The sequence below is a fragment of the Thiohalobacter sp. IOR34 genome (genome assembly GCF_030406045.1).
Lineage (GTDB): Bacteria > Pseudomonadota > Gammaproteobacteria > Thiohalobacterales > Thiohalobacteraceae.
The window spans coordinates 1,545,852-1,561,182 of sequence record NZ_CP128988.1; the positions used below are offsets into that span (position 1 = coordinate 1,545,852).

Genomic DNA, 15,331 nt, shown 5'->3' on the forward strand with positions numbered 1-15,331 from the left:
CGGACCGGCACGGGGTCAGTCGGACACGGCCTCGGGATCGAGGATCCCGTGACGCATCGCAAAATGGGTCAGTTCGACGTCGTTGCTGACGCCCAGTTTCTCGTACAGGCGATAGCGGTAGGTGGAAACCGTCTTCGGGCTCAGGCACAGCCGGTCGGAGATGTCCTGGATGCTGTGCCCCTGGGTGACCATCAGCATCACCTGCATCTCGCGCTGCGACAGGCGCTCGAAGGGGGAACGCGTGCCGCCGGGCAGCATGTTCAACGCCAGCTGCTTGGCGATGTCGGCGCTGATGTAGCGTTCGCCCTGCATCACCGCCTTGATGGCATCGACGATCTCGTCGACTGCGCAGTGCTTGGTCAGGTAGCCGCTGGCGCCCGCCTCCAGCATCCGTGTCGGGTAGGGTTCCTGGATGTGCACGGTGACCACGATGATCTTCAGGCCAGGGTGGATCTGCAACAGCTTGCGGGTGGTCTCCAGGCCTCCGATCCCCGGCATGTTGATGTCCATGATGATCACGTCGGGGGCGTTGCGGCGCACGAACTCGATCGCCTCCTCGCCGGAGCTGGCCTCGCCGAGGACCTGCATGCCCGGAGTGTCCTCGAGGATGCGCTTGATGCCGCTGCGCACCAGCTCGTGATCGTCCACCAACAGCAGCTTGATCATCTTCCCCCCATCATGGCAGCCCACTGGTTGCCCGGGCACCCCACGCCATGTCCAGACGGCCTTTCAGTGTGGCTTCCAAGCCAAGGGGGCACATCATTCGCTTCGGCAGGGCAGGCAACCCGACGGGTCGCCCGCAATCCTATACACCGGCGAAAAGTGTACCAATTCGCCCGTCCTGCCTCAATGCGGACCCGCTCAGGCCGCCGGCCAGTAGCGGGTGGCGATGCCCTCCCCCAGGTCGGCCTCGATCAGCCGCGCCCGCACCTCCAGCAGCTTCTCGATCAGCGCCGGCTCCACCTTCTCGTAGGCCGCGGCATCCGGCACCCGCTTCACCACCACGCCGAGCAGCTCGGTGATGGCATTGCCGATGGAATTCTGGCTGATGGTCACGATCAGCCGGCCCTCGTCGTTGCGGTAGATGAGCTGCTTGAAGGCCGGCTGCCAACGGATCGAGTTGGCGTACTTGGCGTCGGTGATGCACTTGTCGCGCACCTTCTTCGCGGTCTTCAGGAAATCGTTGTTGAACAGCAGGATCTCCTCCACCCGCTGCGGGAAATAGGCGTCCGCCGGCGGCGGCGCGTTGCGGGTCGAGACCTGGCTGAAGAAGGTGCGGTAGAAATCGATGAACCCCTTGAGGATCTCGTCGTATTCCTTCCAGAAGCGCAGTTCCTGCAGGGCCCCCGCCCCGCCCTCGATCTCCCAGCTCGGCAGCCCCTGCGGGTAGCCGGTCAAGCCGAGTTGCGCCGCCGTACCGCTCACCGGCTTGAGGATGCGCAGGTCCAGCGCCTCGAAGAAGCGCCGGTAGACGTCGCGCATGTAGGACTGGAACAGGCTGTGCTGACCGCCGTCGGTGAGGTTGGGATTGCTGGGGTCGGCCAGGGCCGCGTCACGCAGCATCTGCTTGTCGAAGACGATGAAGTGGTTGTGCAGCATGCGGATGCTCGGCACGCCGGGCGAGGTCAGCGGCCAGGTGGCGTCCAGGCTGGCCTCGCCGGCGAGGACCAGATGCTGCTCCGGGTCCGGGTACTTCTCCAGCATGTAGCCGATGAGGATCTGGTTCATCCGGTTCCAGACATGCTTGACGTTGTCCGGCACCTGGGTACGGCGTACCGGCCGGCCGAGCGGATTGAGGATGCACTTGGAGGTGTTGTAGATGATCGAGGTGTCGAACTCGTTGCTGTGACCCAGCGCCTTGCGGTACATCAGCAGGTTCTCGGGGTTCATCAACAGACCGTTGTTGTGGACCAGATCGTTGAGGTTCTCGGTGCTGTTGAAGAACTCGTTGGGCGCCATGCCCTCGGGGACGTCGAGCGGAATGGGGCGGAAGGGGGTGACGATTTCGCGGGGACCGGACTGCATGTTTCGACCTCGACGGCGGTGCATGGGAGGCGCCATCATAAGAAAGCCCGTGCCATAAACCAACCGGCGCCGCGCAGCCTGTCGATTGACCCGATATATGCCGGCCCGTATATTGACCGACCATGGATCTCGATGCCCCCAGCTTCTTCCGCCTGCTGGGCGACGCCACCCGGCTGCGGGCCCTGCTCCTGCTGCAGCAGGAGGGCGAACTCTGTGTCTGCGAGCTGACCCATGCCCTGGGCCAGTCGCAGCCGAAGATCTCCCGCCACCTGGCCCAACTGCGCGATGCCGGCGTGGCCCTGCCACGGCGTGCCGGCCAGTGGATGTACTACCGCATCAATCCCGACCTGCCCGCCTGGGCGCAGGCCTGCCTGGCGGCCACCGCCGAGCAGCTGGCGGGCGAGGCGCCCTATGCCGGCGACCGCAAGGCCCTGCGGACGATGCCGAACCGGCCTGGCAGCGCGTGCTGCGCCTGAGCCGGCAGGCCGCCGCCCGGCCCTTCCCCCTTGAAAACGTCCCACCGCGCCCCGATGATCTATGGTTGATGTATGCCCCGCCCTCCGGCGGCGGCCCTCGACCCGCGGCCCGGTGATGCCGCGGCAAGCGGCACATCGATCATGGGCAGCGACGCTATCGACACAGCGAACACGACAAACGGCAGACCCGGGCTGCATATCGCGCTGATCAGCGTGCACGGCCTGATACGCAGCCACGACCTGGAGCTGGGCCGCGATGCGGACACCGGCGGCCAGACCCTGTACGTGGTGGAGCTGGCCCGCGCCCTGGCCCGCCACCCCGAGGTGGCCCGCGTCGACCTGCTCACCCGTCGTATCGAGGACCCCGAGCTGTCTGCCGACTACGCCCGTCCCATCGAACCGCTGGCCGAGGGCGCACGCATCGTGCGCATCGATGCCGGCCCCGGCGGCTACATCCCCAAGGAGGCGCTCTGGGACCACCTCGACGAATTCGCCGACAACGCCCTGGAATTCCTCCGCGCCGAGGCCAGGATTCCCGACATCATCCACAGCCACTACGCCGACGGTGGCTATGTCGGCACCCGCCTCGCCGGCCTGCTCGGCCTGCCCCTGGTTCACACCGGCCACTCCCTGGGCCGGGTCAAGCGCCGCCGCCTGCTGGCCAGCGGCCTGTCCAGCGACGACATCGAGGCACGCTACAACCTGGCCCGGCGCATCGAGGCCGAGGAAGACACCCTGGCGGTGGCCGAACGGGTCATCACCAGCACCTACCAGGAGATCGAGGAGCAATACGAACTCTACGACCACTACCAGCCGGAACGGATGCGCGTCATCCCCCCCGGCACCAATCTGCAACGCTTCACCGCACCGCGCGGCGACGAGACCGACAGCCCCATCGCCGCCGAGCTGCGACGCTTCCTGCGCGATCCCGCCAAGCCGATGATCCTGGCCCTGTCGCGGCCCGACCCGCGCAAGAACCTCGCCACCCTGGTGGCGGCCTTCGGCGAATCGGAACGGCTGCGCGCCATGGCCAACCTGGTGATCGTGGCCGGCAACCGCGACGACATCGAGGACATGGAGGAAGGCGCCCAGGAGGTGCTCAAGGGCCTGCTGCTGGCCATCGATCACTATGACCTCTATGGCCAGATCGCCCTGCCCAAGCACCACGAATGGGGCGACGTCCCCGTCCTCTACCGCCTGGCCGCCGCCTCCGGCGGCGTGTTCGTCAATCCCGCCCTGACCGAGCCCTTCGGCCTGACCCTGATCGAGGCCGCGGCCAGCGGCCTGCCGGTGCTGGCCACCGAGGACGGCGGCCCCATCGACATCCTCGCCAACTGCCGCAACGGCCGGCTGATCGATCCGCTGGACGGCGAGGCCATGGCCGAGGCCCTGATCGAGATGCTCTCCGACCGGGCCGCCTGGCAGCAGATGGCGGCCAACGGCCTGCAAGGGGTGCGCGCCCACTATTCCTGGGAGGCGCACGCCCAGCGCTACCTGGACATGGTCAAGCCGATGATCCAGCGCACCGAGGTGCCGGCGCTGCGGCCCACCCTGCGCCGCGCCAAGGTCTACCACGACCGCGCCATCGTCAGCGACCTGGACCAGAACCTGCTCGGCGATCCGGTGGCGCTGAAGCTGCTGCTCGACGTGCTGCGCGAGAACCGCAAGTGCGCCGCCTTCGGCATCGCCACCGGCCGGCGCCTGGACTCGGCGCTCAAGGTCATGAAGCAATACGGCATCCCTCTGCCCGACGTGCTGATCACCAGCGGCGGCACCGAGATCTACTACGCGCCCAAGCTGACCACCGACACCGCCTGGCCGCGGCACATCGACTACCAGTGGACGCCACACGTGGTGCGCCGCGCGCTGGCCGGGCTGCCCGGCCTCGAGCTGCAGCCGCGCACCGAGCAGAGCCGGTTCAAGGTCAGCTACTACATCGACCCCAGCGAGGCGCCCAGCATGGAGGAACTGAGCAGCCTGCTGCACCAGCAGGGCGTGGCGGCCAACGTGCTGCTGTCCTTCGGCCAGTTCCTCGACATCCTGCCAGTGCGCGCCTCCAAGGGTTTCGCCCTGCGCCACGTGCTGGACCGCTGGGGCATCCCCCTGGAACGGACCCTGGTGGCCGGCGGTTCCGGGGCCGACGAGGACATGATGCGCGGCAACACCCTGGCGGTGGTGGTCGGCAACCGCCACCACGAGGAACTCTCCCAGCTGGCCGACATCGAGCGCATCTACTTCTCCCGCCAGGCCTACGCCGCCGGCATCCTCGAAGCCCTCGACCACTACGACTTCTTCGACAGCTGCATGCTGCCCCAGGCGGCCGCTGCGGAACCCGCATGAACGAACCGCTGCTGCTCTGCACCGACCTGGACCGCACCCTGCTGCCCAATGGCGTGCAGCCCGAATCCCCCGGCGCCCGCGAGCGCTTCGCCGGGCTGGCCCGGGAACCGGGCATCACCCTGGTCTATGTCACCGGCCGTCACCGGGAACTGGTGCAGAACGCGATCAGCAGTTACCGGCTGCCCCAGCCCGCCTATGCGATCACCGACGTCGGCACCCGCATCTACCGCATCAGTGACGGCGACTGGCAACCCTGGCCGGAATGGGAGCAGGAGATCGACGGCGACTGGGGCGGCCTGGGCCATGCCGAGCTGCGCGAGCTGTTCCGCGACCTGCCCGACCTGCAATTGCAGGAGGTCAGCAAGCAGAACACCCACAAGCTCAGCTTCTACGTGCCCCTGTATGCCGACCGCGAGGCCCTGCAGGCGGTGATGCAGGTGCGGCTGGCGGAGCACGGGGTGCGCGCCAGCCTGATCTGGAGCATCGACGAACCGGCGGCCATCGGCCTGCTGGACGTGCTGCCGGAACGCGCCACCAAGCTGCACGCCATCGAGTTCCTGGCCGGCAAACTGGGCATCCCGCGACAGGCCACCCTGTTCGCCGGCGACAGCGGCAACGACCTGCCGGTGCTGGCCAGCGCCCTGCCCTCGGTGCTGGTCGCCAATGCCAGCCCCGAGGTGCGCGAGGCGGCCCGGGCCCAGGCGGAAATGGCCGGCCATGGCGACGCCCTGTACGTCGCCCGTGGCGGCTTCCTCGGCATGAACGGCAACTACAGCGCCGGCATCCTCGAGGGCCTGGCCCATTTCCACCCCGGCCTCGCCACCGGCCTGGCCGAGACGGGAGGCGCGGCGGCTTCATGAGCACCGCGCTTGCAGGGCGGCCGGTGCTGTTCGGGGAAGTGCTGTTCGACCGCTTCCCCGGCGGCGAGACGGTGCTCGGTGGCGCGCCCTTCAACGTCGCCTGGCACCTGCAGGCCTTCGGCGCCCGGCCGCTGATGATCTCCCGCATCGGCGACGACCCGCTGGGTGCGCGCATCCGCGACACCATGCATGCCTGGGGCATGGACGACAGCGGCATCCAGCTCGACCGTATGCACCCCACCGGCACCGTGGACGTGCACATCGAGGACGGCGAACCGCGGTTCGACATCGTCCAGCACCGCGCCTGGGACTACATCGACGCCGACCGGCTGCCGGCCCTCGACCAGACTGCCCTGCTCTATCACGGCTCTCTGGTGCTGCGCAGCCAGGCTTCCCGCCAGGCCCTGCACACCCTCCTCCAGCGGCTCGACGCCCCGGTATTCATCGACGTCAACCTGCGCCCGCCCTGGTGGGAGGCGGATGAGGTCCACGAGCGGCTGCACGCCGCCCGCTGGGCCAAGCTCAACGAGGACGAACTGGCGCTGCTGGCACCACCCGGCGCGGATCTCGAGGCCCGCGCCAGGGCGCTGCTGCGCCGGCACGACCTGGAGCTGCTGATCACCACCCGCGGCGCCGCCGGCGCCCTGGCCCATCATCGCGACGGCCGACGGCTTCAGGTCTCGCCGCCGGCGACCGACAACCTGGTGGACACGGTCGGTGCCGGTGACGCCTTTGCGACGGTCTGCATCCTCGGTCTGCTCCACGGCTGGCCCCTGGAACAGACCCTGCAGCGGGCCCAGGCCTTCGCCAGCGCGGTGGTCGGCATCCGCGGTGCCACCCCCGGCGACCCCGACTTCTATACGCCGTTCAGAAAGGACTGGAAGCTGACGTGACACCGAACACTCCACCGCCATCGACCGAGGCCCTCAGGGAGTACCTGCAGAGCGAACGCAGCAACGCCCACCGCGTGCTGCATCACTTCCTCAGCGAGGACCGGCATTTCCTGCTGCGCAGCGATCTGCTCGATGGCTTCGAGGCGCTGTGCGCCAGCGAGGGCGGCGAGGTGCTGCGCCACACGGCGCTGGCCGCCGTCCTGCAGATCAGCCAGGAGGCGGCGCTCGACGCCCAGTGGTTCTGTCTGGCGCTGCGCCCGCGCATCGGCCGCTGGAGGTACCTGCGCATCCACCTGGAGACCATGGAGGCGGAAGACATCCCGGTCAGCGAATTCCTGCGCTTCAAGGAACGCCTGGTGGAAGGCAGCGAACCTGCGGAATGGACGCTGGAGGTCGACCTGGAACCCTTCTCCCGCGAATTCTTCAAGCCCACCGAGACGCGCTCCATCGGCCGTGGCGTGGAGTTCCTCAACCGCCGCCTGTCCAGCCGGCTGTTCGAGGAAAAGGGCAAGGGCCAGCAGCGCATGCTCGACTTTCTCAGCATGCACGCCTACCGCGGCCGGGCGCTGATGCTGAACGGCAGGATCACCAGCGTCTCCGACCTGCGCCGCGCCCTGCGCAGCGCCGACCGGCTGCTCGCCCAACATGAACCCGACACCCCCTGGGACAGGCTGCAAAGCGAGCTGGTGACGCTCGGCTTCGAGGCCGGCTGGGGCTGCGACGCGGCGCGCATCCGCGACAGCATGCAGCTGCTGCTGGATATCCTCGAGGCGCCCTCGCCGGACGCCCTGGAGACCTTTCTCGGCCGCATCCCGATGATCTTCTCGCTGGCCATCCTCTCGCCGCACGGCTGGTTCGGCCAGTCACAGGTGCTCGGCCGGCCGGACACCGGGGGGCAGGTGGTCTACATCCTCGACCAGGTGCGGGCCCTGGAAAAGGAGATGACCCAGCGCCTCAGTGAACAGGGACTGGACATCAAGCCCGACATCGTGGTCGTCACCCGCCTGATTCCAGAGGCGGAGGGCACCAGCTGCGACCAGCGCCTCGAATCCATCGCCGGCACCGAGTACGCACGCATCCTGCGCGTGCCCTTCCGCGAACCCTCGGGCGAGGTGGTACCGCAATGGATCTCGCGCTTCGAGATCTGGCCCTGGCTGGAACAGTTCGCGCTGGATGCTGAACGCGAGCTGCTGGCCGAACTCGGCGGCCGCCCCGACCTGGTGATCGGCAACTACTCGGATGGCAACCTGGTCGCCACCCTGCTGGCCCAGCGCCTGGGCGTCACCCAGTGCAACATCGCCCATGCCCTGGAAAAGACCAAGTACCTCTATTCCGATCTCTACTGGCGCGAGAACGAGGCCCAGTATCACTTCTCCGCCCAGTTCACCGCGGACCTGATCGCCATGAACACCGCGGACTTCATCATCACCAGCACCTACCAGGAGATCGCCGGCACCGACGAGAGCGTCGGCCAGTATGAGAGCTATGCCGCCTACACCCTGCCCGACCTGTACCGCGTGGTGTACGGCATCGATCCCTTCGACCCCAAGTTCAACATCGTCTCCCCCGGTGCCGACCCCGACGTCTATTTCCCGGCGGCCGACCGGGAACGGCGCCTGGTGCATCTGCAGGACGAGATCGGCGAGCTGATCGACGGACGGGAGACGGCCGAGGACATCCGCGGCGTGCTCGCCGATCCGGGCAAGCCGCTGCTGTTCACCATGGCGCGCATGGACCGGATCAAGAACATCACCGGCCTGGTGGAATGGTATGCCAGGGATCCCGAACTGCGGCAGGCGGCCAATTTGCTGGTGATCTCCGGTCATGTCGACCCCGGCCGCTCGGACGATGCCGAGGAACGCGACCAGATCGAGCGCATGCATACGCTGATGGACGAACACGGCCTGGACGGCGAGGTGCGCTGGCTGGGCCGGCATCTGGAAAAGGATCTGGCCGGCGAACTGTACCGGGTGGTGGCCGACCGGCGTGGCGCCTTCGTCCAGCCGGCCCTGTTCGAGGCCTTCGGCCTGACCGTGGTGGAAGCCATGAGCAGCGGCCTGCCGACCTTCGCCACCTGTTTCGGCGGCCCGCTGGAGATCATCGAGGACGGCGTCTCCGGCTTCCACATCGACCCCAACCACGGTGAGGAAGCGGCCCGCCGCATGGCCGGGTTCTTCGCCCGCTGCCACGAGGAACCGGCCTACTGGGACCGGCTGTCGGCCGGCGCGCTGGAACGGGTCGCGGCCCGCTACACCTGGAAGCGCTATGCCGAACGGATGATGACCCTGTCGCGGGTCTATGGCTTCTGGCGCTACGTCACCGATCTGGAACGCTCCGAGACGCGCCGCTATCTGGAGATGTTCTATGCCCTGCAATACCGCCCGCTGGCCGATGCGGTACGCAGCGGCGGCACCCTGGGACGCTGAACCCGCCGCGCAAACCGGCCGGGCTTTTGATCGACCTCATCGCGGCCTGGAGGCCGCTCCTACGAGGGAACAAATCGCGCTGGGCGGGCCTTTGATCGGCCTCATCGCGGCCTGGAGGGCGCTCCTGCGATGAACAAATCGTGCTGGTCGGGCCTCTGAACGACCTCATCGCGGCCTGGAGGCCGCTCCTACGAGGGAACAAATCGCGCTGGGCGGGCCTCTGAACGACCTTATCGCGGCCTGGAGGCCGCTCCTACGAGGGAACAAATCACGCCGGGCGGGCCTTTGATCGGCCTTATCGCGGCCTGGAGGCCGCTCCTACGATGAACAAATCACGCTGGGCGGGCCTCTGAACGACCTTATCGCGGCCTGGAGGCCGCTCCTACAAGGGCCTGGCCAGCTCAATCGTAGGAGCGGCCTCCAGGCCGCGATTCAGGTGAAAACCGCGTCACCGCCTGACGCCGGCACCGAGCCGGTTTCTCCCCTCAGTCCTGGTAGCGGCCATAGCCGGGGATATGGATCTCATGCTCGCTGAAGGAACCCTGATCGGCCCGGGTATGGCAGGCGTCGCAGTTGCTCAACGAGCGCACCCTGGAATTGCCGCTGACCAGGCGCTGCGGTATCTCGCGATGCTCGTGGCGGAAGTAGGGCAGCTCGCTGATCCGCAGCGGTGGCTCCTTCATGCCGCGCAGCATCTTGTTGCTGACGCGGTAGTTGCTGCGCCCGGCGGCGGCATCGAGCAGATAGTTCAGGATGATCGTCCGCTCCCTCTCCGGCAGTTCGGCATTCTCGCCAAAGTGGTCGTCGAGTGCCGCCATCAGCCGCTCCCAGGAAGGCGCGGGTAGCAGCCCGGGGGGATAGGCCATGTGGCAGCTTCCACACTCCTCCCGATAGAGGCGGTTGTCCACCACCGCCACCCCGGGAGGGGCGGCAGCGCCCCAGGACCGGCGGAAGAAACCCTCGTCGTCATCGTCTCCCAGCGCAATGCCGGTGAAACCCGCGGCGGCCATGGCGATGCCGGCCAGGCCCAGTGCCAATCTGGTTTTCATCTTCATCTCTCCTCTTCATTCGATCCAACGGCTATAGCCGGGACAGATAACTCAGGATGTCGCCCTTCTCCTGCGGCGTGCACAGCCGCCCGAGGGTCCACTTGCAGTTGCGGCGGAACCACTTTTCGATCTTGCGGCGATCGGTCAGCCGCTGCGGATTGACCGAGGGCGCCATGGGTTCGATCAGCTTGCCGGTGCGCGCGTGCCGGCCCTTGCTGCGCAGGTCCCGGCTGTGGCAACTGGTGCAGGAACGAGGCGTGCCGCTCCCGGCATCGACCTGACGCTGCATCCACAGCGTCTCGCCCCGGCTGGCGCTGAACGCCGCTGCGCCCTGGGCACGGTATGCGTCGAGCAGCTCGCCGACGGCGTCGGCCCGGCCGGTACCCGGCAGCAGGCTGGCGAGCAGCAGGGCGGCAAGCACCCCGGCCCTGGTCGTCCGAATTGGTTTCTGCATCATCTCGTCACTCCAGGTATTGACCCTTGTTGATGAATTCCAGGGGCCGCGGATGAAATCAGCCTGTAAGGCGCCAGGGAAATCGCGCCGGCGGTCTTCCCCCCTGGGATGCGCATGGCACCGTCCTCGAACCAGCCCTGCTCCGCGTCGAGGTGGCAGGCATCACAGTTGTAGCGGCCGTTGACCTGTGGCTGCCGCCACACGGCGTCCGCAATCGCGCCGTGCTTGTCCTTCCAGTACGGCGTCTCGGTGATGCGTTGCGGCGTGCTCTCCGCAGGCAGGCGGTGCAGGATCTTCCAGGCCGCCTCGGTGGCGGTCCGTTCCGCGGCATGGCGCAGCGCATAGCCCTTCAACCGACGGACGGTATCCGCATCCAGCACCAGATCCTCGCCAAAATGCGCCGCCTGGTTTTCCAGCAGCCGTTGCCAGGAACGGCCAGGCAGCAGGCTCGGATGGTAGGCCAGATGACAGGCACCGCACTCCTCCTGCCACAGCGGATCCTGCGCCAGCGCGCGGCCGGCGAAGGGCAGATAGGGCCGCTCCGCGGTCTGGGTAAAATAGCCCTGCAGCCACCAGGCGCCGAACAGCAGCATCGCAACCGCCATCAGCAGGGCGAGACCGGCGCGGGACCGGCTGTCGGCCGCCGCCTCCCCCTCTCGCAGGGGCTTGAAGCCGGTGATCATGGCCAGCGGCAGGTTCTCCCGCTGCAGCCGGCTCTCGACCAGCACCCCGGCCAGGTGCAGCAGCACCAGGGCCAGCATCGACCAGGCCAGACCCTGGTGCAGGCTGTGGAAGAGGTGCCCCGCCCCGAAACCGAGGATGCCCGCCAGGGGCCCGTGGCGTTCCTCCGCGCCTAGCCCGGATATTGCACCAAGGCGGCGCGCATGGATGGGGTTCGTGCTGTAATACAGGGACGATATGGCCATGAAAGGCCCCTTGGGCGGGTTTACAGTTTGTGCCTATTCGATGTCAGGCCGAATCTGGCTTCGCATCTTGGGTGATCCTCCTCAAGCCATAGCAACGGCTATGACTTTTCGGACGATCACCCAAGCTGCTTTGCCAGCCTCGCCCTGAGCATCGAATCCTTGGTGCAATATCCGGGCTAGGGTCAGGAGGCCGGTGATGCCGATCAGGATGCCGAGCCCCAGCATGGCGAACACCGCCCAGCTCCCGGCCGGGTTGTGTCCCGGATGACGCCGGGCGCGCCCCCGCAGCAAGGCCTTGAGATAGTCCAGCACGGCACCCGGGCCGTAGAGGAAGTCCCGGAAGCGGGCATGGCGGCCGCCGATGACGCCCCACAGCAGGCGGAACAGCAGCAGAGCGCTGAAGAGATAACCGGCGAGCAGGTGCAGGTGCAGGGTCTGGTCGCTGCGCAGCAGCCAGGCCAGGGTGAAGCTGGCCGCCAGCGCCCAGTGGAACAACCTCAGCGGCGCATCCCAGACCCGGATCTGCATGGCGGCCACCCTGCTTCCCCTGCCTCAGGCGCCGGGTTCGGCCGGCTTGTTGCCGGTGATCATGGCCCGCACCAGGTTCTCGCCGTGCAACCGACTGCTGACGATGACGCCGGCGATGTGCAGGAAGACCAGGAACAGCGTGAAGTTGGCGAAGAACTCGTGCAGTTCCTCCAGGACCTCATGCGCCATGCCGCCCTCTTTCCCGAACGCCTCGTCGTCATCGTCGTCCGCGTCGACGCGGATCAGCCGCCCCTGATCGGCGGCGGCCGTGTGCAGGGCGGCGCCTTCGGCCTGCACGGCGGCCGCATCGTCCATGAGCAGCCCGGTGCCCACGGTAAGTCCCAGGCCGAGCAGCAGCAGGATGACCATCACCCCGCCGGCGGGGTTGTGCCCCAGGTAGCGCTTCGGCCGGCCAGAGCCCAGTGATTTCAGATAGGCGACGATCTCCCGCGGCGGGTAGATGAAATCGGCGAAACGGGCGTGCCGACTGCCGATGAACCCCCAGACAATGCGGAACACCAGCAGGCCGGTGATCAGATAGCCAGCATAGAGATGGATCTGGAGCAGCTCGTCGCCGCTCAGGTAGGCCACCAGGAAGCCGATGACCAGCGTCCAGTGGAACAGCCGGATCAGCGGATCCCACACCCTGATCTGTTGCGTGTCGTTGTCAGTCATCCTTCATTCTCCTCTGCCTGGATTTTTCCGAACCGGAAGACAGTGTATCTCCAGCCTGGGTACAGACTACGCCGGCAAGCTGAAATCACCCTGAAACCAGGCTGAATCCAAACTGAAAATCCGCGGCAGGCGATGCGACAGCGGCAACCGGATTCAGCCTGGTTTCAGCTCGGCGGACTAGACTTCCGGGTACAATTCAGGGCATCGGGATGCGGAGACCGCCATGCACCTTGAGCACATTGACCGGCAAGGGAGGCTGAGCGACCTGCCATGAGAACCTCGCTGCTGCTTGCAGCCGCACTTGCCGCCCTGCTGCTGGGCCTGGCCGCCCTGTGGCTCACGAGAGAGAACGACGCGGAGCATGGGCCGGACGAAGGGAGGCCGGCCGCCGGCCACGGCATTCCCGCCAGTGGCGACAGCGGCCCTCTGCCCCTGCAGGAACTCGTCCGGCGGCTGCACCTGCCGCCGGATACCCGTATTCTGGAGATCGAGCGCAAGCAAGGTGACGGACGACTGCTCTACGAAATAGAACTGCTCACCCCGGACCAGCGGGTGTACGAGCTCCTCGTCGATCCCCGCTCGGGCGAGGTGCTGGAACAGGAAGAAGAAGAGGACGGCGATGCGTTTGCTGCTGGTGGAAGATGACAGGGCGCTGGTCGAGGGGCTGTTGCCGGAACTGCGCCAGGCCGGCTATGCGGTGGATCTGGCGGCAGACGGCCGGGAGGCGCTGTACCTGGGCGAGAACGAGCAGTACGACATCGTGGTGCTCGACCTGGGACTGCCGCTGATGGGCGGACTGGACGTCCTGGAACGTTGGCGCCAGGGCGGCATGACGGCCCCGGTATTGATCCTCACCGCCCGCGACAGCTGGCGCGAGAAGGTTGCCGGCCTGAAGGCCGGTGCCGACGACTACCTCACCAAACCCTTCTACCAGGAGGAGCTGCTGGCCCGGCTCCAGGCCCTGCTGCGGCGCAGTCACGGCCGGGTCGACAACCAGCTCCGGGTCGGCGACCTGACGCTGGACGAGGAACACCAGCGGGTGAGGACGGCCGACGGCCGCGCCATCGAGCTGACCGGCACCGAGTTTCGCCTGCTGCGCTACTTCATGATGAACGCCGGCAAACTGCTCTCCAAGACCCGGCTGACCGAACACGTCTACGAGCAGGACTTCGACCGCGACAGCAACCTGATCGAGGTCTACGTGCGTCGCCTGCGGGAGAAGATCGGCAGGGAACGCATCGAGACCCGCCGCGGGCAGGGCTATGTCTTCAAGGGCTGAACGGCCGGTCTCCCTGGAACGCACGCTCAGCTGGCTGCTGGGCCTGCTGCTGTTGCTGGTGCTGGTGGTACTGCTGGGCATCGCCGCCTGGATCGGCCGCGAGAGCGCCATCCAGTTCGCCCTCACCCGGCTGCAGCACGATGCCGAGGCCATCATCGGCGGCCTGGACATGAGCCAACACCGGATCGTCCGCGCCCTGCCACCGATCTACCAGCAACCGCTGTCCGGCCACTATTACCTGGTCCGCTTCGACGATGGCGTGGAACGCCTGTCCCGCTCGCTGTGGAACGATCCCCGGATCATCAGCGTACAGGAGCTGCCGGCCGGCAGCCATCGGCTCGCGCCCGGCCCGCGCAACCAGCAACTGCTGATCTGGCAGAACGCCTACGAAAAGGACGGCCGGCGCTTCACCCTCGTCATCGCCGAGGACGTGGCGCCGCTGCTGTCCGCCATCCGCCGCTTCCTGTGGATCGGACTCGGCGCCTCGCTCGCCGCCGTGCTGCTGATGCTGTTGCTGCAGCGGCTGGTCATTCGCCGTGCCTTCGCCCGCCTCGATGCCGCCCGCGAGGAAGTGCGGGCGGTCAGGAGCGGCCGCCTCGACAGGCTGCATACCGACGTGCCGGCCGAGGTCCTGCCGCTGGTCGAGGAGCTCAACCAGCTGCTGGAGGCCTGGAAACAGCAGCAGGCACGATCGCACAACGCCCTGGGCAATCTGGCCCATGCCCTCAAGGCACCGCTGCAACTGATCCTCCGTTACGGCGAGGCCAATCAGGATGCGCGCATCGTGGAACAGGCCCGGCGCATGCAGCAGCTGATCGAGCAGGAACTGAAACGGGCACGCATCAGCGGCAAGGCCACCGGAGGGCAGCATTTCCAGCCGCAACAGGATATCGGCGACCTGGTGGATACCATCCGCACCCTCTACCACCACAAGGCGCTGGAGATCGAGAGCCGGATCGAGGCCCCCGCCTCCCTGCCCCTTGCCCAGAACGACATGCTCGAACTGCTGGGCAACCTGCTCGACAACGCGGCGAAATGGGCCGAGCGGAAGATCCGCATCGGGCTGTACTCGAACGGCAGCCTGAGCCTGACCGTGGAAGACGACGGCCCGGGCATCGATCCGGCCTTGCACGAGGAACTGCTGGCCCGCGGCAGCCGCCTGGACGAGAACCGGCCGGGTCATGGCCTGGGCCTGGCCATCGTCCGCGACATCGTCGAGCTGTACGGCGGCAGCCTGGCGCTGGACCGCTCACCCGGGCTGAACGGCCTGCGGGTGCGGGTGACCCTGCCGCTGGGCTAACCCGGATATTGCACCAAGGCAGGCTCCGTGGGCCGGGGTGGCAGGATGGCGCGGTACCCCTTGCGCCTCGATCGCGGCCTGGAGACCGCTCCTACAAAAC

The 15,331-nt window shown here is 67.3% G+C and carries 15 protein-coding genes; 8 read left to right on the top strand and 7 right to left on the bottom strand.

Features of this window, described 5'->3' with window-relative positions:
- Positions 1-15: 15 nt before the first annotated feature.
- A complete protein-coding gene (uvrY, locus tag QVG61_RS07120; RefSeq protein ID WP_289929921.1) occupies positions 16-666 on the bottom strand; it encodes a UvrY/SirA/GacA family response regulator transcription factor in 651 nt (216 codons plus the stop codon).
- A gap of 195 nt (positions 667-861) precedes the next feature.
- Entirely contained in the window at positions 862-2,025 is a 1,164-nt protein-coding gene (locus tag QVG61_RS07125; protein WP_289929922.1) for a hypothetical protein, read from the bottom strand.
- A 122-nt stretch (positions 2,026-2,147) separates the two neighbouring features.
- Between QVG61_RS07125 and QVG61_RS07130 the strand changes: the two genes are divergently transcribed.
- The 5 genes from QVG61_RS07130 (at position 2,148) to QVG61_RS07150 (ending at position 9,020) form a co-directional block, all read left to right on the top strand.
- Positions 2,148-2,501, top strand: coding sequence for a metalloregulator ArsR/SmtB family transcription factor (locus QVG61_RS07130; protein ID WP_289929923.1), 354 nt, complete (start codon positions 2,148-2,150; stop codon positions 2,499-2,501).
- Positions 2,502-2,642: 141 nt separating this feature from the next.
- Positions 2,643-4,841, top strand: a complete 2,199-nt coding sequence (locus tag QVG61_RS07135) for an HAD family hydrolase (RefSeq protein ID WP_289929924.1) — start codon at positions 2,643-2,645, stop codon at positions 4,839-4,841.
- Positions 4,838-5,701 carry an HAD-IIB family hydrolase gene (locus QVG61_RS07140; protein ID WP_289929925.1) on the top strand — a complete coding sequence of 288 codons (864 nt, stop codon included), beginning with the start codon at positions 4,838-4,840 and terminating at the stop codon, positions 5,699-5,701. Before QVG61_RS07135 ends, QVG61_RS07140 begins: the two co-directional genes overlap by 4 nt.
- Entirely contained in the window at positions 5,698-6,594 is an 897-nt protein-coding gene (locus QVG61_RS07145; protein ID WP_289929926.1) for a carbohydrate kinase, read from the top strand. The genes QVG61_RS07140 and QVG61_RS07145 overlap by 4 nt, the downstream gene beginning before the upstream one ends.
- A 44-nt stretch (positions 6,595-6,638) precedes the next feature.
- Positions 6,639-9,020 carry a sucrose synthase gene (locus QVG61_RS07150; protein ID WP_354671214.1) on the top strand — a complete coding sequence of 794 codons (2,382 nt, stop codon included), beginning with the start codon at positions 6,639-6,641 and terminating at the stop codon, positions 9,018-9,020.
- 485 nt (positions 9,021-9,505) lie between these two features.
- Here QVG61_RS07150 and QVG61_RS07155 read toward each other — a convergent pair whose 3' ends face one another.
- From QVG61_RS07155 to QVG61_RS07175, 5 genes are all read right to left on the bottom strand, one after another.
- A complete protein-coding gene (locus QVG61_RS07155; RefSeq protein ID WP_289929930.1) occupies positions 9,506-10,069 on the bottom strand; it encodes a diheme cytochrome c in 564 nt (187 codons plus the stop codon).
- Between the two features lie 31 nt (positions 10,070-10,100).
- The gene (locus QVG61_RS07160; protein WP_289929931.1) at positions 10,101-10,526 is read right to left on the bottom strand and encodes a DUF1924 domain-containing protein; all 426 of its coding nucleotides are present in this window, start codon (positions 10,524-10,526) and stop codon (positions 10,101-10,103) included.
- Positions 10,523-11,449 carry a hypothetical protein gene (locus tag QVG61_RS07165; RefSeq protein WP_289929932.1) on the bottom strand — a complete coding sequence of 309 codons (927 nt, stop codon included), beginning with the start codon at positions 11,447-11,449 and terminating at the stop codon, positions 10,523-10,525. The genes QVG61_RS07160 and QVG61_RS07165 overlap by 4 nt, the downstream gene beginning before the upstream one ends.
- Before the next feature lie 81 nt (positions 11,450-11,530).
- Positions 11,531-11,977, bottom strand: coding sequence for a cytochrome b/b6 domain-containing protein (locus tag QVG61_RS07170; protein ID WP_289929933.1), 447 nt, complete (start codon positions 11,975-11,977; stop codon positions 11,531-11,533).
- A 24-nt stretch (positions 11,978-12,001) separates the two neighbouring features.
- Positions 12,002-12,652: a cytochrome b/b6 domain-containing protein gene (locus tag QVG61_RS07175; protein ID WP_289929934.1), complete on the bottom strand. Its 651-nt coding sequence runs from the start codon at positions 12,650-12,652 to the stop codon at positions 12,002-12,004.
- Between the two features lie 270 nt (positions 12,653-12,922).
- Between QVG61_RS07175 and QVG61_RS07180 the strand changes: the two genes are divergently transcribed.
- Genes QVG61_RS07180 through QVG61_RS07190 form a run of 3 tightly spaced genes read left to right on the top strand, consistent with a single transcriptional unit; the run spans position 12,923 to position 15,231 of the window.
- Positions 12,923-13,297 (top strand): PepSY domain-containing protein, encoded by a 375-nt coding sequence (locus tag QVG61_RS07180; protein ID WP_289929935.1) that lies wholly within the window; start codon positions 12,923-12,925, stop codon positions 13,295-13,297.
- Positions 13,272-13,931 carry a response regulator transcription factor gene (locus tag QVG61_RS07185; protein ID WP_289929936.1) on the top strand — a complete coding sequence of 220 codons (660 nt, stop codon included), beginning with the start codon at positions 13,272-13,274 and terminating at the stop codon, positions 13,929-13,931. The genes QVG61_RS07180 and QVG61_RS07185 overlap by 26 nt, the downstream gene beginning before the upstream one ends.
- Complete coding sequence (locus QVG61_RS07190) at positions 13,915-15,231, top strand: sensor histidine kinase (RefSeq protein WP_289929937.1); 1,317 nt, start codon at positions 13,915-13,917, stop codon at positions 15,229-15,231. The genes QVG61_RS07185 and QVG61_RS07190 overlap by 17 nt, the downstream gene beginning before the upstream one ends.
- Positions 15,232-15,331: the final 100 nt, after the last annotated feature.